At 41.4% G+C, this 19,509-nt stretch carries 18 protein-coding genes, 2 tRNA genes, 1 other RNA gene and 1 pseudogene; 18 read left to right on the top strand and 4 right to left on the bottom strand.

Annotated features, from left to right (window positions below):
* Positions 1-300 precede the first annotated feature (300 nt).
* Entirely contained in the window at positions 301-1,599 is a 1,299-nt protein-coding gene (locus BO26_RS19475; protein ID WP_036774425.1) for a phage tail fiber protein, read from the bottom strand.
* Positions 1,600-1,891: 292 nt separating this feature from the next.
* A pseudogene (locus BO26_RS22520) lies at positions 1,892-1,999 on the bottom strand (tail fiber assembly protein); the annotation flags it as partial.
* A gap of 593 nt (positions 2,000-2,592) precedes the next feature.
* On the opposite strand from BO26_RS22520, the gene cydA reads away from it, so the two are divergent.
* From cydA to BO26_RS23605, 14 genes are all read left to right on the top strand, one after another.
* Positions 2,593-4,161 (top strand): cytochrome ubiquinol oxidase subunit I, encoded by a 1,569-nt coding sequence (gene cydA, locus BO26_RS19470; protein ID WP_036774424.1) that lies wholly within the window; start codon positions 2,593-2,595, stop codon positions 4,159-4,161.
* A gap of 15 nt (positions 4,162-4,176) precedes the next feature.
* A complete protein-coding gene (gene cydB / locus BO26_RS19465) occupies positions 4,177-5,316 on the top strand; it encodes a cytochrome d ubiquinol oxidase subunit II (RefSeq protein ID WP_036774422.1) in 1,140 nt (379 codons plus the stop codon).
* Between the two features lie 12 nt (positions 5,317-5,328).
* A complete protein-coding gene (gene cydX / locus BO26_RS22515; RefSeq protein ID WP_072023309.1) occupies positions 5,329-5,445 on the top strand; it encodes a cytochrome bd-I oxidase subunit CydX in 117 nt (38 codons plus the stop codon).
* Positions 5,445-5,720: a cyd operon protein YbgE gene (ybgE, locus tag BO26_RS19460; RefSeq protein WP_036774420.1), complete on the top strand. Its 276-nt coding sequence runs from the start codon at positions 5,445-5,447 to the stop codon at positions 5,718-5,720. The genes cydX and ybgE overlap by 1 nt, the downstream gene beginning before the upstream one ends.
* A gap of 116 nt (positions 5,721-5,836) precedes the next feature.
* On the top strand, positions 5,837-6,241 hold the full coding sequence (ybgC, locus tag BO26_RS19455) for a tol-pal system-associated acyl-CoA thioesterase (RefSeq protein ID WP_036774419.1): 405 nt from the start codon (positions 5,837-5,839) through the stop codon (positions 6,239-6,241).
* Positions 6,238-6,933 (top strand): Tol-Pal system protein TolQ, encoded by a 696-nt coding sequence (gene tolQ / locus BO26_RS19450; protein ID WP_036774417.1) that lies wholly within the window; start codon positions 6,238-6,240, stop codon positions 6,931-6,933. Before ybgC ends, tolQ begins: the two co-directional genes overlap by 4 nt.
* A 14-nt stretch (positions 6,934-6,947) precedes the next feature.
* Positions 6,948-7,373 carry a colicin uptake protein TolR gene (tolR, locus tag BO26_RS19445; RefSeq protein WP_015835089.1) on the top strand — a complete coding sequence of 142 codons (426 nt, stop codon included), beginning with the start codon at positions 6,948-6,950 and terminating at the stop codon, positions 7,371-7,373.
* A 44-nt stretch (positions 7,374-7,417) separates the two neighbouring features.
* Positions 7,418-8,524, top strand: coding sequence for a cell envelope integrity protein TolA (gene tolA / locus BO26_RS19440; RefSeq protein ID WP_036774416.1), 1,107 nt, complete (start codon positions 7,418-7,420; stop codon positions 8,522-8,524).
* A 208-nt stretch (positions 8,525-8,732) separates the two neighbouring features.
* Positions 8,733-10,025, top strand: a complete 1,293-nt coding sequence (gene tolB, locus BO26_RS19435) for a Tol-Pal system beta propeller repeat protein TolB (protein ID WP_036774415.1) — start codon at positions 8,733-8,735, stop codon at positions 10,023-10,025.
* A 42-nt stretch (positions 10,026-10,067) separates the two neighbouring features.
* The gene (gene pal / locus BO26_RS19430; protein ID WP_036774414.1) at positions 10,068-10,568 is read left to right on the top strand and encodes a peptidoglycan-associated lipoprotein Pal; all 501 of its coding nucleotides are present in this window, start codon (positions 10,068-10,070) and stop codon (positions 10,566-10,568) included.
* A gap of 9 nt (positions 10,569-10,577) precedes the next feature.
* Entirely contained in the window at positions 10,578-11,345 is a 768-nt protein-coding gene (cpoB, locus tag BO26_RS19425) for a cell division protein CpoB (RefSeq protein ID WP_036774413.1), read from the top strand.
* 147 nt (positions 11,346-11,492) lie between these two features.
* Positions 11,493-11,568: transfer RNA gene (locus BO26_RS19420), tRNA-Lys, on the top strand.
* Positions 11,569-11,604: 36 nt separating this feature from the next.
* Positions 11,605-11,744: transfer RNA gene (locus tag BO26_RS23610), tRNA-Lys, on the top strand.
* A 43-nt stretch (positions 11,745-11,787) separates the two neighbouring features.
* Positions 11,788-11,920, top strand: a non-coding RNA gene (locus BO26_RS23605) — RtT sRNA.
* 277 nt (positions 11,921-12,197) lie between these two features.
* Here the strand turns inward: BO26_RS23605 and BO26_RS19405 are convergent.
* Complete coding sequence (locus BO26_RS19405) at positions 12,198-13,049, bottom strand: aminoglycoside 6-adenylyltransferase (protein WP_036774411.1); 852 nt, start codon at positions 13,047-13,049, stop codon at positions 12,198-12,200.
* A 515-nt stretch (positions 13,050-13,564) separates the two neighbouring features.
* On the opposite strand from BO26_RS19405, the gene BO26_RS19400 reads away from it, so the two are divergent.
* From BO26_RS19400 to aroG, 4 genes are all read left to right on the top strand, one after another.
* Complete coding sequence (locus tag BO26_RS19400) at positions 13,565-14,479, top strand: tail fiber protein (RefSeq protein ID WP_036774410.1); 915 nt, start codon at positions 13,565-13,567, stop codon at positions 14,477-14,479.
* Between the two features lie 905 nt (positions 14,480-15,384).
* Positions 15,385-16,437: a quinolinate synthase NadA gene (gene nadA, locus BO26_RS19395; protein ID WP_036774408.1), complete on the top strand. Its 1,053-nt coding sequence runs from the start codon at positions 15,385-15,387 to the stop codon at positions 16,435-16,437.
* Between the two features lie 43 nt (positions 16,438-16,480).
* Positions 16,481-17,206, top strand: coding sequence for a nicotinamide riboside transporter PnuC (pnuC, locus tag BO26_RS19390; RefSeq protein WP_036774407.1), 726 nt, complete (start codon positions 16,481-16,483; stop codon positions 17,204-17,206).
* A 260-nt stretch (positions 17,207-17,466) separates the two neighbouring features.
* Complete coding sequence (gene aroG, locus BO26_RS19385) at positions 17,467-18,519, top strand: 3-deoxy-7-phosphoheptulonate synthase AroG (RefSeq protein WP_036774405.1); 1,053 nt, start codon at positions 17,467-17,469, stop codon at positions 18,517-18,519.
* A gap of 94 nt (positions 18,520-18,613) precedes the next feature.
* Here the strand turns inward: aroG and gpmA are convergent, their stop codons facing one another.
* Positions 18,614-19,366 carry a 2,3-diphosphoglycerate-dependent phosphoglycerate mutase gene (gpmA, locus tag BO26_RS19380; protein ID WP_036774404.1) on the bottom strand — a complete coding sequence of 251 codons (753 nt, stop codon included), beginning with the start codon at positions 19,364-19,366 and terminating at the stop codon, positions 18,614-18,616.
* Positions 19,367-19,509 lie beyond the last annotated feature (143 nt).

Below are 19,509 nucleotides of genomic sequence, written 5' to 3'. Positions count from 1 at the left end.
CAATTAAATAAATAGTTGTAAGAACATATATGTAACATTCAGGTATTACAGGAAAAAAGGATATTAAAGATGGTATTATAATTAATAGTCATTTGTAAAAAATTGTCAAGTTCATCATGTTAAATGGTTAACAAATCCCGCTATTTTTCTTACAGGGATTTTTTAACTTCATTCTCCACGGAAACTCGCGATAAGCGGGATATCACGTTATTGTGAAAAGAATATGGCGTGATGCTGGGTTTTAGCTACCGATTTTAATTCGAATAAAAATAAAATACAGGGCCATATGGCCCTGTATTACTACAATTTATCGTCAGAAACGCGGGTACTCTCTATTTCTTCCTGTAACTTGTTTCGTTTCAAATTCCAGAGTGAATCTTCTGGCATTTGGACACGAATATCTAAACGGCAATTTTCAGGAATATCACAAGGTTCCCCATCCTGGTAGAACACCTGTTTGCCATTATCATCAACAGATTTGAGCCGCCAGTTCTGAAATTTCTCAGGTAAATGCGAATGTTGGCGGTGACAGACTTCAATGATAATAGAACCATCAGGTTGGATATGATCGCCAACGAAAATCAATTCAAGATTATTATTGTTTTGGGGAACAGAAATACCGCCATGTACACCCCAGGCGCCATCAGTGTTATAACCTGAGATATTTGATACACGGTATATGCCTATTCCTTCTTTCGTTACTTCTGCACCTGCTGATTCTTCATTAGTTGAGAATGTGCCATCAGGATAGATTTCTATTATCGGAGAGGATATTTTTAGGTATCCATTAAAATCTGGTTTGGCATTGATATTGTCCCAAAATTTACGTGTAAGTTTATAATATTCGTCTATATGATCTGTACGATATGTATCGCCAAAATGGGTAAAAATCAGCCTGTGGCTCCATACATCGTCTTCCCCCTCGCTTGATTCACCACTCATATTGCTAATTCTTAACTGAACGCCACCATTGCCACGTGGCAGCCCATATTGAGTCAGGAACGGCGCGGAGGGGTTAAACCCGGAACAACCATTACGCAGATTTTCTAATTTATCCAGATGACCGTGTGCCATTGAATGTATTACATTATCTGTTGATATCGCTCCCACATCCTCAGCATTAATAGAAATATCTTCGGTCAACACTTTCCCATTTATTTTTCGGGTATTGGGTACTCTTTCATTAATATTTTCACGTAATGAATTTATGATTTCCTGAGCAAGTTTTTGAGTCACTGCCAGCGTGTCATTATTGCCAATTTCATTTGTTAGTTGAACAATTCCCTTTTGGGTTAATGAGGCATTGGGAATTTTTGCTGTGGTGACTTTTTCTAACGCTTTATTTAACTGCACAGTGAGTTTATCTTTGTCACCATTATCCAGAACATCTTCACCAGATTGTGTCATAATAAAATCAGCCACTACAGATGATATGGTTGACGATTGACGTAATACCTTATTTAACAAGTGAATATGAGGGATAATGTCACCAGCTGGAATCCCATCTTGTAAGTTTTCATTAATTTCATATTTTTCTTGGCTCAGCGCATTAGCATTATTGCCGAAAGAAAAAGCTTTAAAATCATTTTTTTGATTCATAAATACTCCTTAAATTAAATAACGTTCTTTTATAATCAATATATTTAATTATTGAAAAAACACTTTAATAATTCACATCAATTACAGTCTAGTTCAGTTGGTTAATAATTAAATGTTCTTATAACTTAAAGGATTAACTATTTTTAGTTAATTGGTGAAAATAAGAAATTCAACATATGAAACCTATTGTTTTCTCTCTCAATTTCTTATTGTAAGTCATCCTCAATAATATCCGTGTTAATTTACAGTGAAAAATTCGATTTTGTATTAAATGACCAGAAAAAATAATTATTCATTGAATGTTTGGTGCCAATGAAATATCAACCAAACTCAATAATACCAAATACTTTTTCCAGTTCAGCAACAACGCTTTTTTAGCTTCTGACTGCATATTAGTTTCAGCAGAGTATTTATGGTGGTGACTGGCGTGAGCCTGGGGGACATTATGCTATCTGAGTGACAGTCAAACAGAGGTGCTTTCACTGCCAATGCAACGCTAATAATAATATTTTCTTAAGTATGAAAAAAAGTTAATTTTACAAGTCATTTTACAGCAATATAGAAATCAATGATTATCTAAATAAACAAATGATTAACAATATATCAACCAAAATGAAATAATAGACAAAGTAGTTAACATTAACCAGAAATAAGTGACTAAAATCAGGTTATTACCTATAGCATTATTTTTTCAATTTGCTTAAATTGATCCTGATCAAATTCATTTCCATTAAGTAATAACCGAAATTTTTGATCCATATTCGGAATTCTAATCTGAATCACGTAAAACCTATTTATTGTGTGGGAATATAAGCGTACTATACTATTAGTCTAATTATGTTTTTAATTCACTTGGTAATAAGTTGTTATTTTATAGGCATTTATTGCTGGTAGTTATAAGGCTTTTGTTTTAGTGCCTTGAGACAGGTTCTTATTTACACGAAGCCAGGTTGCTGCAAGTCGATGCCTTCCTGCTAGGAGCAAGGAGTCAAGATGTTTGATATTGTCGAACTGTCACGATTACAGTTTGCCTTAACTGCAATGTATCACTTCCTGTTCGTTCCACTAACGCTTGGCATGGCGTTTTTGCTGGCGATTATGGAAACGGTATATGTGCTTTCCGGTAAACAAATTTACAAAGATATGACAAAATTCTGGGGCAAGTTATTTGGTATTAACTTTGCTCTGGGTGTCGCAACAGGGCTAACCATGGAGTTTCAGTTTGGAACTAACTGGTCATATTTCTCTCACTACGTCGGTGATATTTTTGGCGCTCCTCTGGCGATTGAAGGTCTGATGGCGTTCTTCCTGGAGTCTACATTCGTCGGTTTGTTCTTCTTCGGTTGGGATCGTCTCAGTAAAAAGCAACACCTGGCGGTAACCTGGTTGGTTGCACTAGGATCTAACTTTTCCGCACTGTGGATTCTGGTGGCTAACGGTTGGATGCAAAACCCGATTGCTTCTGATTTCAACTTTGAAACCATGCGTATGGAAATGGTGAGTTTCTCTGAACTGGTACTAAACCCGGTTGCTCAGGTGAAATTTGTGCATACCGTTGCGGCAGGTTATGTGACGGGAGCTATCTTTGTTCTTGGTGTCAGCTCTTACTACTTGCTTAAAGGCCGTGATATTCCATTCGCTAAACGTTCATTTGCAATTGCTGCTAGTTTTGGTATTGCCGCTGTGCTGTCCGTTATTGTGCTGGGTGACGAATCTGGTTACGAAATGGGTGACGTACAGAAAACCAAGCTGGCGGCAATTGAAGCCGAATGGGAAACTCAGCCCCCGCCAGCTGCCTTTACACTGATAGGTATCCCGGATCAGGACAAAATGGAAAATAAATATGCAATCCAGATCCCTTATCTTATGGGGTTGATTGCTACCCGTTCCGTTGATACCCCGGTAATTGGTTTGCGTGATTTGATGGATCAGCATGAGTTGCGTATTCGTAACGGTATAAAAGCTTATGCATTGTTAGAAGAATTGCGTGCAGGTAATACAGACCCGACGGTTCGGACTGCATTCAATGAAAGTAAACAAGACCTTGGTTATGGTATGTTGCTGAAACGTTATACCAGCAAAGTGACTGATGCCAGCGAAGAGCAAATTAAGGCAGCTGCGAAGGATTCCATTCCTCGTGTTGCTCCACTGTATTTTGCATTCCGTATTATGGTTGCAGCCGGTTTCCTGATGTTGCTGCTGATTGGTCTGGCATTTTGGAGTGTTATCCGTGGCCGTATTGGTAAGCAAAAATGGTTACTGCGCGTAGCGCTGTACAGTATCCCGCTGCCATGGATCGCCATAGAGGCTGGTTGGTTTGTTGCTGAATATGGTCGTCAGCCTTGGGCAATTGGTGAGGTTTTGCCAACTGCTGTAGCGAGTTCCAACCTGGCAGCCAGCGATATCCTATTCTCGATGGCACTGATTTGTGGTCTTTACACCTTATTCCTGATCGCAGAAATGTTTTTGATGTTCAAATTCGCACGTCGTGGTCCAAGTAGCCTGAATACTGGCCGTTACCACTTTGAACAGAAAACAACTTCAGCGCATGATGCTCAGTAAAACGGGAGTCCACTTATGTTTGATTATGAAGTACTACGATTTATATGGTGGCTGCTGATTGGTGTGTTGCTAATCGGTTTTGCAGTAACTGATGGTTTCGACATGGGGGTAGGCATCCTGTTACGAATCATTGGTAAAAATGATACTGAACGCCGCATCATGATTAACTCAGTGGCGCCGCACTGGGATGGCAATCAGGTTTGGTTAATTACTGCGGGTGGTGCACTGTTTGCCGCCTGGCCAATGGTTTATGCCGCTGCATTTTCAGGCTTCTATATTGCCATGATTCTGGTGTTATCCGCATTATTCTTTCGCCCGGTTGGTTTTGATTACCGTTCAAAACTGGAAAGTCGCAAGTGGCGTAACATGTGGGATTGGGCAATATTTGTCGGCAGTTTTGTACCGCCATTGGTTATCGGTGTTGCATTCGGGAACCTTTTACAAGGCGTGCCGTTTAACGTTGATTCCCAGTTACGTTTGTTCTATGTCGGCTCCTTTTTTGGATTGCTGAACCCGTATGGCCTATTGGCAGGGGTGATCAGCCTGATGATGATTGTGACTCAGGGTGCAACTTATCTGCAAATGCGTACTACCGGTGAGTTGCGTCTGCGTTCTCGTGTAGCAACTTATATATGTGCGCTGGTGACTATGGTGGCTTTCCTGCTGGCAGGTGTATGGCTGATTTATGGTATCGATGGTTATATTGTGATCGGTGGTCTGGATACCATGGCTCAGTCTAATCCATTACATAAAGAAGTTGCCCATCAGGCTGGTGCCTGGTTGACTAACTTCAATAATTATTCGTGGTTGTGGACTCTACCAGCATTGGGGGTTGTGTCTCCTTTACTGACTATGTTGATGACCCGTATGAATAAAGCTGGATGGGCTTTCCTGTTCTCTTCACTGACAGTCGCTTGCATCATTTTGACTTGCGGTGTGACGATGTTCCCGTTTGTGATGCCTTCAATCACTGATCCTAATGTCAGCCTGACAATGTGGGACGCGACTTCAAGTTTGATGACACTGCGCGTTATGTCTGTGGTTGCATTGATTTTTGTCCCCATCGTTTTGGGATATACCATTTGGTGTTATTACAAAATGTTTGGGCGTTTGGATAAAAGCTTTATTGAAGATAACAAACATTCATTGTACTAAGGAACATAAAGCATGTGGTATTTTGCCTGGATACTCGGAACGCTCTTGGCTTGTAGTTTCGCTATAATTGCTGCCTTAGCGCTTGAACATAATGAAGCAGAAAAAGCTGCTGAAAATAGCGAACAGTAATGTTGATAGATAAAGGCTATCAGCTGATGGATAAAGGCTCTGTAAAGGGCCTTATCCTTATTCTGGCATTGGTGGTTGCTGGTTGTGTATTCTGGGTGTCAGCGCGTTTTGTGACCAATACTAGCTCATTGCACATTTGGCAAGGTATTTTGCTGATATGGTCTGTATGCACAGGTGTTACTTTCGGTATAGGTTTTCATCTAAGAAGTATCGTCTGGCGTATCTTTTTCTGCCCTTTGCCAGCATTTTTTATTTTGCATCAGTTCTTCTGTTAGCTAACTTTGCATATTGTGGGTTATTTAATCCATAAATTTTTTATTTGCGCATTATTCCAAAGCCGCATTGTCTTGAGTATAGTGGCAGCGTTAATTCGCCTTATATAGGATTAAAAGTGAGTAATACGTTATTCCGTTGGCCCGTCCGTGTTTATTACGAAGATACAGATGCTGGTGGGGTAGTTTATAACGCCCGTTATGTCGCCTTTTATGAAAGAGCACGAACTGAAATGTTACGTCAGCATGGCATTCATCAATTGAGTTTACTTGATGAACAAATTGCATTTGTTGTTCGGCGGATAGTGGTTGATTACCACGCCCCGGCCCGGCTTGATGATCTGTTGGAGGTGCAGAGTGAAATTACGGGTATTCGTAGAGCATCTTTGACATTTATTCAACGGATTGTTGATGGTAACGGAAAAATTCTTAACAGCGCAGAAGTGTTAGTTGCCTGCGTGAATGCATCTCAAATGAAGCCGATTGCGCTTCCAAAGTCTATTGTCGCGGAGTTTAAGCAGTGACTGACATGAATATTCTTGATTTATTCCTGAAGGCGGGTCTTTTGGTACAGCTGATCATGCTTATTTTGATCTGCTTTTCCATTGCTTCATGGGCAATCATTATTCAAAGGACCAAAATTCTCAATGCCGCAACCCGTGAAGCGGAAGCATTTGAAGACAAATTCTGGTCGGGTATTGAATTATCACGCTTGTATAAGGAAAGTCAGTCGCGTCGAGATTCATTGGGTGGAACGGAACAAATTTTTTATTCTGGATTCAAAGAATTTGCTCGTTTGCATCATGCAAATAATCATGCTCCAGAGGCTGTAGTTACAGGTGCTTCACGGGCAATGCGTATTTCTATGAACCGTGAATTGGAAACATTGGAAAGCCATATTCCATTCCTGGGTACGGTTGGCTCAATAAGCCCGTATATCGGTTTATTTGGTACAGTTTGGGGAATTATGCATGCATTTATCGCGTTAGGTGCGGTAAAACAGGCCACTCTTCAAATGGTAGCGCCAGGTATTGCAGAAGCGCTGATTGCAACGGCGATTGGTTTGTTTGCGGCGATTCCTGCAGTTATGGCATACAATCGCCTGAATCAGCGTGTTAATAAGCTGGAGCAAAATTACGATAACTTTATGGAAGAGTTTCTGGCTATTTTGCATCGTCAAGCTTTCGCTGTTGAAAATAAAGCTGAGAACAAATAGTAAGGGGAGAGGCTATGGCGCGCACTCGTAGTCGCAAGCGTGAGCTGAAATCCGAAATCAATATCGTTCCCTTACTGGACGTGTTGCTGGTTCTATTGCTTATCTTCATGGCAACAGCACCGATTATCACTCAAAGCGTAGAAGTTGATCTACCCGATGCGGTAGATTCCAAAACGGTTTCCAGTTCGGACAACCCGCCGGTAATAGTGGAAGTTTCTGGTGTTGGTCAGTACACCATGGTGGTTAACCATGAACGACTGGAATTATTACCCGAACCGCAGATTATTGCTGAAGCGCAGGCGCGGATAAAAGAGAACCCGAAGACCGTTTTTTTGATTGGTGGTTCAAAAGAGGTGCCTTACGATGAAATTATTAAGGCATTGAACATGTTGCATCGGGCAGGTGTGAAATCCGTTGGCTTAATGACTCAGCCTATCTGAGTGTAGCCAGAATTGCTGTCATTTAAAGATTTTGGATATCGAGCGTGGGAAAGACAAGCGAGCAAAACAATAAGCTAAATCGCGCCGTTGTCGTTTCGGTTGTGTTGCATATCATTTTGATAGGGTTGCTGATTTGGGGTTCCCTGACGCAAAAAACCGAAATGGGTGGTGGCGGACAGGATGGTTCTGTTATTGATGCTGTTATGGTCGATCCGAATGCGGTAGTACAGCAGTACAATCAGCAACAGCAGCAGCAAGCTGACGCTAAACGTGCAGAAGAGTTACGCAAGAAAAAAGCGGAGCAGCAGGCAACTGAATTAAGAGAAAAACAGGCTGAAGAACAGGAACGTTTGAAAGCGGTAGAAGAAGAGAGAATTAAAGCGCAACAGGTTGCGGAAGAGCAGAAAAAGCAAGCTGAGGAAGCAGCGAAGAAAGCCCGTGAAGAGCAAAAACTGGCAGAAGAAGCGGCGGCCAAAGCTAAAGCTGAAAAAGAAAGGTTGATTAAAGAACAGGCTGAAATGCAGAAGAAAGCCGAAGCTGAAGCTAAGAAAGAAGCTGAAGCTGCTGTGGCCAAACAAAAAGCTGCAGAAGAAGCAAAAGCTAAGACCAAAGCGGAAGCGGATGCCAAAGCCAAAGTGGAAGCAGATGCAAAGGCTAAAGCTAAGACCAAAGCGGAAGCGGATGCCAAAGCCAAAGTGGAAGCAGATGCAAAGGCTAAAGCTAAGGCCGAAGCTGATGCCAGAAAAAAAGCTGCTGCACAAGCTGCCAAACAGGAAAGTGAAGTTGATGATTTACTGGGTGGTTTAACTTCCAATGTGCCGAAACAACAAGGAGGCGCTTCTACCGCGGGTAAAGGAGGTGGCAAGAAAAGTGGCGCTTCAAATGCCGACATTAATAACTATCTGGGGCAGATCCAGATAGCGATACAGAATAAGTTTTACGATGCGGACATGTATCGTGGGCGTACCTGTACATTACGGATTAAGCTTGCTCCTGATGGCTTATTAATTGATGTAAAACCAGAAGAGGGAGATCAGGCGTTGTGTCAGGCAGCGGTAGCGGCTGCTAAACAAGCGAAAATTCCGAAACCACCAAGCAGAGAGGTTTACGAAGAGTTTAAAAATGCTCCGGTTCATTTTAAACCTCAATAAGGTTGTTATATAGAGATTATTAATAACAAACAAAACCATTCAATGTTATTAAGCTATACCTTATGGATTTCAAGATGCTTCGCGATGGCAAGGGAGTGAACGAGTGCAGCCAACCTTGAAAGATAACGGGTATATCTAGTTTTGTTTGTTGACGTTTGTTAATATCCGCGAATTATTGCGGCGATTCCATCGCGATAAGGGAGACATGATGAAGCAAACTTTTAAAGTAATGCTAAGTATTTTGATGTTGTGGGTCACAGTGGCTCATGCAGAAGTTCGAATTGAAATTACCCAAGGGGTCGATTCTGCTCGTCCTATTGGCATTGTGCCATTTAAATGGACTGGGGCTGGCAATGCGCCTGAAGAGATAGGAACCATTGTTGGAGCCGATCTTCGCAACAGTGGCAAATTTAATCCTATTGATGCTAGTCGTATGCCACAGCAGCCAACGACTGCATCTGAGGTGACGCCTGCTGCATGGTCAGCGCTAGGTATTGATGCTGTTGCTGTCGGACAGATTCAGCCAAGTGCAGATGGGAGTTTCTTGATCTCTTATCAATTGGTTGATACTGCGGGTGCTCCAGGCACAGTGCTTGCCCAGAATCAGTTTAAAGTAACGAAACAGTGGTTGCGTTATGCTGCGCATACCGCCAGTGATGAAGTATTTGAAAAACTGACTGGCATCAAAGGCGCATTCCGTACCCGTCTGGCTTATATTGTAAAGACCAATGGCGGTAAATATCCGTATGAACTGCGGGTATCGGATTACGATGGTTACAACCAGTTCACCGTTCACCGTTCGCCGGAACCGTTGATGTCACCGGCGTGGTCTCCTGATGGAGCCAAGCTGGCTTATGTCACTTTTGAAAGTGGTCGTTCTGCCTTGGTGATTCAGACCTTGGCGAGTGGTGAGGTACGTCAGGTCGCTTCTTTCCCGCGTCATAATGGTGCGCCTGCGTTTTCGCCTGATGGCAGTAAATTGGCATTTGCGCTGTCTAAATCGGGTAGTTTGAATCTTTACGTGATGGATTTGAGTTCAGCTCAGATCCGTCAGGTTACAGATGGCCGCAGTAACAATACTGAGCCAAGTTGGATGCCGGATAACCAAACATTGGTTTATACCTCTGACCAGGGTGGCCGTCCACAGTTATATAAAATCAATATTAATGGCGGTGCTCCGCAACGCCTCACTTGGGAAGGCACACAAAACCAAGATGCTGATGTTAGTGCAGATGGTAATTTTGTGGTAATGGTCAGCTCAGAGAGTGGTAAGCAGCACATTGCTAAACAAGATCTGGCAACGGGAGCCGTTCAAACTTTGACGGATACGTTCCTGGATGAAACGCCGAGTATCGCACCTAACGGCACTATGGTGATTTATAGCTCTACCCAAGGGTTGGGGACTGTATTGCAGCTAGTTTCGACTGACGGGCGTTTCAAAGCGCGTCTTCCGGCAACCGATGGACAGGTAAAATTTCCTGCCTGGTCGCCGTATCTGTGATGCATAATAATATGTATGGCAAACTTTAAAAGGATCAAAGAGATGCAACTGAACAAAGTGCTAAAAGGGCTGATGTTAGCTTTACCAGTTATGGCCGTAGCAGCGTGTAGTTCTAACAAGAATGCTGATAACGATCAGACTGGTGTAGGCACTGTTAACGAAACTAATGCGGGTCTGTCAGCAGAGGAATTAGCTCGTCAGCAAATGCAAGAGCTGCAAAACAACAACATCGTATATTTTGGTTTTGACAAATACGACATCAGCTCAGATTTTTCTCAGCTGTTAGACGCTCACGCAGCATTCCTGCGCAGCAACCCATCTTATAAAGTTGTTGTAGAAGGTCATGCTGACGAACGTGGTACTCCTGAGTACAACATCGCATTAGGTGAACGCCGTGCGAATGCAGTGAAAATGTACCTGCAAGGCAAAGGTGTTTCCGGTGAGCAAATCTCTATCGTCTCTTACGGTAAAGAAAAACCTGCTGTACTGGGTCACGACGAAGCGGCTTATGCTAAAAACCGTCGCGCAGTACTGGCATATTAAGAGTAGTTCATGAACAGTAACTTCAGACATCATTTTCTGGGTCTGTCGTTACTGGTTGGCGTAGCGGTTCCTTGGGCCGCTATTGCCCAAGCGCCAATCAGTAATGTCGGCTCAGGTTCTACCGATGAGCGCCTTACCCAATTAGAGCGTATTTCTAACGCTCACAGTCAGCTATTAACTCAGCTTCAACAGCAACTTGCTGATTCTCAACGTGATATTGATACGCTCCGAGGGCAGATTCAGGAGAATCAGTATCAGCTCAATCAGATTATAGAGCGGCAGAAGGATATTTATCAGCAACTGGAAGGTGCTACTGGTTCCTCAGACAGTAAACCTACGGCGACTGCTCTTTCTTCAACTACAAATAATAGTGGCAATCAAGAGTCTTCATCTGTCAGCACTGGCAGCGAGAAAGGCGATTATGATGCAGCTGTTCACTTAGCAGTGAATACCAAAGAGTATGATAAAGCGATAGTTTCTTTTCAGCGTTTTGTAAAGAATTACCCGAAGTCGAGTTATATACCTAATGCTAACTATTGGTTAGGGCAACTTAACTATAACAAAGGTAAGAAAGATGAGGCTGCTTACTACTTTGCTACGGTGGTAAAAGAGTATCCGAAGTCGCAGAAGAGTGGTGAATCGCTTTACAAAGTTGGTTTGATCATGCAGGACAAGGGTCAGAAGGATAAAGCGAGATCTGTTTACCAGCAGGTTATGAAGCAATATCCTGGTTCGAACGCAGCTAAATTGGCTGAAAAAAAGCTTTCTACGCTGTAATTTTTGGCCCCGGAAGGGCGTATTAATACGTTTTCGGGGTTGATTGGGTGCTTAGTAGGCATTTAAACGTAATTTGAAAAAATAATCGTTGCGCTGTTCTGAGAAATCAGTAATATATGCCGCCGTTGCCGAGAGAAGTCACAAGATGGGTCGTTAGCTCAGTCGGTAGAGCAGTTGACTTTTAATCAATTGGTCGCAGGTTCGAATCCTGCACGACCCACCATCTTGAAGCTTCGTTCAAAAACAAATTCCCCTGGATGGGTTGTTAGCTCAGTCGGTAGAGCAGTTGACTTTTAATCAATTGGTCGCAGGTTCGAGCCGAGCGAAGCGAGACAACAACGCGGCAGCGTTGGCCCGAAGGGCGAGGCCGTAGGCCGAGTCATCCTGCACGACCCACCATCTTAAAGCTTCATTCAAAAACAAATTCCCCTGGATAGGTTGTTAGCGCAGTCGGTAGAGCAGTTGACTTTTAATCAATTGGTCGCAGGTTCGAGCCGAGCGAAGCGAGACAACAACGCGGCAGCGTTGGCCCGAAGGGCGAGGCCGTAGGCCGAGTCATCCGGCACGACCCACCATCTTGAAGCTTCGGTCAAAAACAAATTCCCCTGGATGGGTTGTTAGTACAGTCGGTAGAGCAGTTGACTTTTAATCAGTATCCTGTAGTGAGCGTTGTATCAACGGTGTCAGATGGGTTCAATGCTGACATCCGAGCTCTATGCAGAGTACTTCCTCTTTGATCGTAACTGTATGAGAAGAGCCCTTTTTGCATTTTCATTTTTTTCTAGTTTCCTCATTGAGCTGTTTCGCTTACTCTTGATTACACTCACAGGTTTTTGTGGCGTTCGAGATTATTTAACCATAACAAACTTGCACAATATGCTTCCTGACTTTACTGGGTAACTCACTATCGAACTCAAACCCCTTCATTTCTGCCACTTCAGTAGAAATCTCCGTATAAAGCTCTGTGGTTTTCAGCAATGCTCGTATCGCTTCTTCTTTGCCATAACTGCCAAAAATCCCTTGAATATGTTTGCTGAACTTCTCAGGCAGCCATTCATGCAAATGATGACCGTTGTACCAGACATCCGCCTTTCCATCACTTTTTATCGAGACGTACCACTCCATCATTGCCAGCAATAATTCTTTCATCTCATTATCCCTCATTCTTGCAGGCCATAAATCACCACGAGCGATATAAACAGGCACTTGTGTTGCCTCGAACCAAAACTCGCGCAGGTTTTTATTAAATTCTACTGATAATGGAATATGAGATTTAGTCAATTGGTGAGTGATTTCAGGAAGCCCGTTTGTAACGCCCGTCTTATCAAGGAGGACTTTATAGCCGCGTTGATAAAGTTCATCTAAGCCTCTTTGTTTCATATCTTTCAGGCGTTTAACACTTGCCAGTGTGAAATCCACCTTACGACCGCCGTTAAAAACGACCAGACAAGTTGGCCAATCTGGTTCATCCTCTTTTTCATTAGCCAGATGCAATGCAACCATAATATCACCCAACTGCTTAAACCATAAATCGTTGCCTATTAATTCATCTGTTCCTGAACCAATCAGTTCTATATCTAAATCTGAGAATTTATCTACACGTGCATTTCTGGCACGGGAACCTGTTTGGATAACTGTATCAATACGGGGATCGTTATGGGCAAAAGTCAGGATTTTTTCCAGAAGGATTACTGGGTCTTCCATTATATGAAGTTCCTATTTAACTTTAGTGATGATTGATGAATATACCCTATGGATTTCAAGATGCATCGCGACGGCAAGGGAGCGAATCCCCGGGAGCATAGATAACTATGTGACCGGGGTGAGTGAGCGCAGCCAACAAAGAAGCAACTTGAAAGATGACGGGTATAAGCCTAATCTCATAAATTAGCAGGTAATGTAGTAATTTATAACAGGTAAAATACTCCGCGACAAATTGTTATAAATTGGTTATTTTGTTTAGTATATAAAACAAAATTGTGTGGATTTTTTGATAAGTAGCTAGTTCCATATAAATTGGGGATATATTTTAGATTCTAAAATGTTGAACTGTTTATTGCTGCCAATAATACAAAAACAGTTAACCTTATAAGTAATAAGAACACGCCATTGTTATTTTTCTGAACTAGACTGTGATTTATATGAATTACGAGGGATCGTCTTTACAATAATTCTATATGTTTTTTATGAGAAAATATTATTTTATTCAAGGGGTGTATATGAGTCCTAAAAATGATTTTAAGGCTTTTTCTATTAGTAATAATGCGAATGTGGTGAGTCAGGAAAAATATGAAGAGAACCAAAGTTTGCAAACCGGATTTCTTCCGAATGATGTTCCCACCCATTTGTTAAATAAGGTGTTACGTCAGTCATCAACCATATCATCTGTTGTCGCTGATTTTATTGCAACACGATCTGGCAATGATGTTATTGATGATGGAAATATAGACAAACTCACCGCTCAATTAAATAAAGCATTAGAACAAAAAATTACAGCAGACATTCCCAGTGCTTCGTTAACACAAAAAGGTGTTGTTCAGCTGACAAATGTGATTGGTAATAGTGACACGTTGGCAGTGACGCAAAAGCTTGTTCAGAAAGAAATAAATTCATTACGTGAGTATACTTATACCCGTGAAGAGATAGATAACCGGATTAAATCTGCCAATGAAATTCCTGCTGGTTCCCCTATTCCGTGGCCGTTGTCCTATCCACCTATCGGTTATTTCATTTGTAATGGTTCACCTTTTAATAAATTACAATATCCGAAGTTGGCGGAGGCTTATCCTAGCGGTAGATTACCTGATTTAAGAGGAGAATTTATCCGCGGATGGGATGATAATCGAGGCGTTGATAGTGGTCGTGAGCTTTTGTCTTGGCAGGGAGATGCAATCAGAAATATTACAGGGACAACTCAAGCTGTACATGCCCAGATGGCTGGCCTTCCCCAGACGCCTATTGTGAATGGGGTCATGGCATCGTTGCGATATGGTACGCGAGAAACACGTTCAGCAAATGGCGGTAGTAGTACTGATCTTACATTTTTTGACATTGATGCATCAAGACAAGTCCCAACTGCTCACGAAAATAGGCCCCGTAATATCGCATTTAATTACGTTGTAAGGGCGGCATAATTTTAGTGGACGAAGCAACTTGAAGTAAGAATAAAGCCGGTTAGTCCGGCTTTATTTTTTTATTCTGAAAACAGAGAAAGGGTAATGTGCCATTATATGCCATGTTTAGCTTTGTGAATACTGAGTCGTATTCTATTAAATCATTTGTTTGAGTATTTTATTATTTATATTTTCATGGTTGATGATTCAATTGGTTTATGAGAAATTTATTTTCTGGTTGAAAACGTTATTAAAACCAGTTCTTTTTGAAAAATGGATTATCTGATTAACTTACTTATATCTTTATACCCTTTATCTTTCAAGTTGCTGCTTTGTTGGCTGCTTTCACTTACCCCAGTTACATAGTTATTTATGCTCCCTGGGATGCGTTCACTTGCCGCCGCGCTGCAATCTGAAATCTATTGGGTATATTTATCCTTTTTACATGGTACATAAGCATTAACAAAAGAAATTTTTGTTTCTTATTCTTCACTGATAGTTCTATGATGGGCTGGGTTTTAAACGATTATGAAAGTCATTGTTTTAACTTCTGGATTTAATCGGTATAAAGTTTTTACCTGTTTTTTTCATGAATATGTTTGCCTTTTTTCCTGATGGCATGAAAAACAACAACTCTCATGATTTAACTCTTTAAATTAGTCATAACAAATAAAATATTTCGCGATAAATGACTATAAATAAGTTGTTTTGTTTAGTATATTAAACAAGGTTGAAAAATTTCTCGGGATAAAAACCAAAATTATCGATTTTTAAACTATACCCTATGGATTTCAAGATGGATCGCGACGGCAAGGGAGCGAATCCCCGGGAGCATAGATAACTATGTGACCGGGATGAGTGAGTGCAGCCAACAAAGAGGCAACTTGAAAGATAACGGGTATAGATACTAAACAGAGACTAAAGTAATGAGTGAGTATATTGATTTTAATTCAACCATTTATCCATTCCCACCGAAGCCCGCTCTTCTCAGTACTGAAGAAAAAAAGCACTGCCGTGGAAAAATCAAACAACTTTTGAAACAGCAGGATGCCGTTATGGTTGCGCACTATTACACTGATCCAGAGATTCAAGCTTTAGCTGAAGAGACCGGAGGATGTGTGGCAGATTCGCTGGAAATGGCGCGGTTTGGCAATAATCACTCAGCTTCTACTTTATTAGTGGCCGGTGTACGATTTATGGGAGAAACCGCCAAAATTCTCAATCCTGAAAAGCGTGTTTTAATGCCTACGTTGGAAGCTGAGTGTTCTCTGGATCTGGGTTGTCCTGAAAAAGAGTTCTCCGAGTTTTGTGATAACAATCCTGATCGTACTGTGGTGGTTTATGCAAATACATCAGCCGCGGTTAAGGCACGAGCTGATTGGGTTGTGACTTCAAGTATTGCTGTTGAGTTGATAGATCATTTAGACAGTCAAGGAGAAAAGATAATTTGGGCGCCGGATCGGCATTTGGGGAATTATGTCCGTAAGCAAACAGGAGCGGATATTCTTTGTTGGCAGGGGGCTTGTATTGTCCATGATGAATTTAAAACTCAGGCTTTGATTAGGATGCGAGGTCTATATCCCGATGCTGCGGTATTGGTTCATCCTGAATCACCGCAAGCCGTTATTGATCTGGCTGATGCTGTTGGTTCAACCAGTCAGTTAATTAAATCAGCGCAATCTCTGCCACATCAGAAACTGATTGTGGCAACAGATAAAGGTATTTTCTATAAAATGCAGCAGGCATGTCCTGAGAAGCAATTATTTGCAGCGCCTACCGCTGGAGAAGGGGCAAGTTGCCGTAGTTGTGCTCATTGCCCGTGGATGGCAATGAATGGCTTACAGTCTATTGTTCAGGGATTGGAACTGGGGGGAAGTCAGCATGAAATATTTGTTAACAAAGAGTTACGTGAAAAGGCGATTATTCCTTTAAACAGGATGCTCGATTTTGTAACTCAGTTAAAATGGAGAAACAAATAGTAAGTATAATACTTTGCTATAGATAATAATTGGGATATAACAGATGGATTTTTTCAGTATTAACAATATATTAGTCAGCATACCACTAGGTAAGAATGGTTATGATTTATCATGGATTGAAGCAGTGGGTACGATTGCTGGTTTGTTATGTATTTGGTTTGCCAGTCAGGAAAAGATAATTAACTATCTGTTTGGGTTGATTAATGTTACGTTATTTGCCGTAATTTTTTTCCAGATCCAACTATATGCTAGCTTATTGCTGCAATTGTTTTTCTTTTCTGCAAATATTTATGGTTGGTATGCTTGGAGTCGGATTAATGATCAGCAGCAGATTGAACTTAAAATACGCTGGTTAAGCCTAAACAAGACGATAATAATTGGTTTTATTTCTGTGCTATTGATTGCCATTATGACTTTTAATATCGATCAGATATTTGATTATTTGACTCAGGTTACTATTACGATTATGCAAGGATTTGGCTTTAATGTTCAAATGCCTGTATTAGAGCCTGATGCGTTCCCGTTCTGGGATTCGGTAATGACGGTGTTGTCTATTGTGGCAATGATTCTAATGACCCGTAAATATGTTGAAAATTGGCTAGTATGGATTGTTATCAACGTGATAAGTGTTGTTATCTATTTCCATCAGGGAGTTTTAGCAATGTCGTTGCAGTATGTGGTTCTCACCGGTATTGCACTTAATGGTTCTCGTTTGTGGATTCAGGCAGCGAAGAAAAACCATTCGCGACCATTATCTCGCGTGGAATAAATTTTTTAATCATGCCAGAGAGTTGTTTTATCGATCTCTGGCATATTTTTAGATATTTACTTTGATAATTATCATTTCTAAAGATGCTTTAACTAATAAAAATAGCTATGACCACATTTGACTATATTTTTCCATGCTCTATGTTAGATGCTGCTTTATTTATTATCCACAAAGAATATTTACAGTTTGGCTTCTAACAGTTAGATTAAAATCTCAAGATTGTTTTAGATAAAAATACAGCGATATTGGATGAGAGGGTTATGAATTATCAGAATGACGATATAAGGATTAGAGAAATAAAAGAATTATTACCTCCTGTGGCACTACTTGAAAAATTTCCAGCAACTGAAAAGGCTGCATCTACAGTACGTAAGGCCCGCAAGACTATTCACCAGATCTTGGTAGGTGAAGATGATCGCTTGTTAGTTGTGATTGGGCCATGTTCTATTCATGATCCTAAAGCGGCAATGGAATATGCTGGACGACTGAATAAATTGCGTGAGGAACTAAAAGATGATTTGGAAATTGTCATGCGGGTTTATTTTGAAAAACCCCGCACTACGATTGGGTGGAAAGGGTTAATTAATGACCCTCATATGAATCATAGTTTTGATATTAATGATGGTTTGCGTTTGGCCCGCCAATTGTTACGGGATATCAATGACATGGGGCTACCGGCTGCGGGTGAATATCTGGATATGATTTCTCCACAGTATTTGGCAGATCTGATGAGCTGGGGAGCAATCGGCGCACGTACAACGGAATCTCAGGTCCATCGTGAACTGGCTTCTGGTCTTTCTTGCCCAGTCGGTTTTAAGAATGGTACTGATGGTGCGATTAAAGTCGCAATTGATGCTATCAATTCGGCGAGCACACCTCATTGTTTCCTCTCTGTAACTAAGTGGGGACATTCTGCGATTGTGAATACCACTGGAAACTGCGATTGTCATATTATTCTGCGTGGTGGTAGAGAACCGAATTACAGCTCTGAACATGTTGCTGCTGTGAAACAAGGTTTGGAAAAAGCAGGGTTGCCAGCAAGAATTATGATTGATTTCAGTCATGCTAATAGTTGCAAACAATTTAAAAAGCAGATGGATGTGAGCTCAAATGTCAGCGAGCAGATTGCGGCAGGAGAGAAGGCGATTATTGGTGTCATGGTGGAAAGTCATTTAGAGGAAGGAAATCAGGACCCAGAGAGTGATCAACCATTGGTATACGGCAAAAGCATTACTGATGCTTGCATTGGTTGGGCTGATACGGAAATTTTATTACGTCAATTGTCGTTGGCGGTGAAAGCACGTCGTGGTTGATAGTGTTTTTCGAATGTAAAAAACCGGAATAGACAACTCCGGTTTTTACATTTACTGAACAAAGTCAGTGCCAGCAAATTTTATAGGTAATTAATTATTTCGCTTTACCCTGGTTTGCTACAGCCGCTGCTTTCGCTGCAATTTCATCAGCGTTACCCAGATAGTAATGTTTGATTGGTTTCATGTTTTCGTCGAATTCATAAACCAGAGGTACTGCTGTTGGGATGTTCAGCTCAAGAATGGCTTCTTCACTCATGTTGTCCAGATATTTAACCAGAGCGCGCAAAGAGTTACCGTGAGCAGCGATAATGACTTTCTCACCTTTAGCAACACGAGGTTTAATAACGTCTTCCCAGTAAGGAATGACACGTTCAATAGTGGTTGCCAGGCTTTCAGTCACAGGTAATTCTTCTGGTTTCAGATTTGAGTAACGTGGGTCGTGACCTGGAAAACGTTCATCATCTTTAGTTAAATCTGGCGGAGTGATAGCAAAACCACGACGCCATAGTTTAACTTGATCATCACCATATTTAGCGGCAGTTTCTGATTTGTCCAGACCTTGCAGAGCACCATAATGACGTTCGTTTAGTTTCCAGCTTTTTTCAACAGGTAACCATTGTTGATCAACCTGGTCCAAAATATTCCATAAAGTGTGGATAGCCCGTTTCAGAACAGAGGTGTAGGCAAAATCAAAAACGAAACCTTCTTCTTTCAACAGTTGGCCTGCTTGCTGAGCTTCGGCACGACCTTTTTCAGATAAAGCAACGTCAGTCCAGCCAGTAAAACGGTTTTCTTTGTTCCACTCGCTTTCGCCATGTCTTACCAGAACCAGTTTAGTTACAGCCATTAGCTTAAACTCCTATCAATACTTTTAAAAAACCGAACTTAAATGATAACTGAGCGCATTATATTGCCCTATACACTACAACAGCAATCAATAGTCTTGTTCGATAACTTTATTTGCCTGAAAACCTTAATCTTTTACAAATG

The sequence above is a fragment of the Photorhabdus australis DSM 17609 genome, assembly GCF_000711895.1.
Taxonomy (GTDB): Bacteria; Pseudomonadota; Gammaproteobacteria; order Enterobacterales; family Enterobacteriaceae; genus Photorhabdus; species Photorhabdus australis.
Note: the sequence above shows the minus strand (reverse complement) of the source record. Positions and strands in the feature narration are given on the sequence as shown.

What these genes read in the sequence shown, in the direction of transcription:
- BO26_RS19475 (WP_036774425.1), bottom strand. Translation starts at nt 1,599, where the DNA reads ATGAATCAAAAAAATGATTTTAAAGCTTTTTCTTTCGGCAATAATGCT.
- cydA (WP_036774424.1), top strand. Translation starts at nt 2,593, where the DNA reads ATGTTTGATATTGTCGAACTGTCACGATTACAGTTTGCCTTAACTGCA.
- cydB (WP_036774422.1), top strand. Translation starts at nt 4,177, where the DNA reads ATGTTTGATTATGAAGTACTACGATTTATATGGTGGCTGCTGATTGGT.
- cydX (WP_072023309.1), top strand. Translation starts at nt 5,329, where the DNA reads ATGTGGTATTTTGCCTGGATACTCGGAACGCTCTTGGCTTGTAGTTTC.
- ybgE (WP_036774420.1), top strand. Translation starts at nt 5,445, where the DNA reads ATGTTGATAGATAAAGGCTATCAGCTGATGGATAAAGGCTCTGTAAAG.
- tolR (WP_015835089.1), top strand. Translation starts at nt 6,948, where the DNA reads ATGGCGCGCACTCGTAGTCGCAAGCGTGAGCTGAAATCCGAAATCAAT.
- tolB (WP_036774415.1), top strand. Translation starts at nt 8,733, where the DNA reads ATGAAGCAAACTTTTAAAGTAATGCTAAGTATTTTGATGTTGTGGGTC.
- pal (WP_036774414.1), top strand. Translation starts at nt 10,068, where the DNA reads ATGCAACTGAACAAAGTGCTAAAAGGGCTGATGTTAGCTTTACCAGTT.
- cpoB (WP_036774413.1), top strand. Translation starts at nt 10,578, where the DNA reads ATGAACAGTAACTTCAGACATCATTTTCTGGGTCTGTCGTTACTGGTT.
- BO26_RS19405 (WP_036774411.1), bottom strand. Translation starts at nt 13,049, where the DNA reads ATGGAAGACCCAGTAATCCTTCTGGAAAAAATCCTGACTTTTGCCCAT.
- BO26_RS19400 (WP_036774410.1), top strand. Translation starts at nt 13,565, where the DNA reads ATGAGTCCTAAAAATGATTTTAAGGCTTTTTCTATTAGTAATAATGCG.
- nadA (WP_036774408.1), top strand. Translation starts at nt 15,385, where the DNA reads ATGAGTGAGTATATTGATTTTAATTCAACCATTTATCCATTCCCACCG.
- pnuC (WP_036774407.1), top strand. Translation starts at nt 16,481, where the DNA reads ATGGATTTTTTCAGTATTAACAATATATTAGTCAGCATACCACTAGGT.
- aroG (WP_036774405.1), top strand. Translation starts at nt 17,467, where the DNA reads ATGAATTATCAGAATGACGATATAAGGATTAGAGAAATAAAAGAATTA.
- gpmA (WP_036774404.1), bottom strand. Translation starts at nt 19,366, where the DNA reads ATGGCTGTAACTAAACTGGTTCTGGTAAGACATGGCGAAAGCGAGTGG.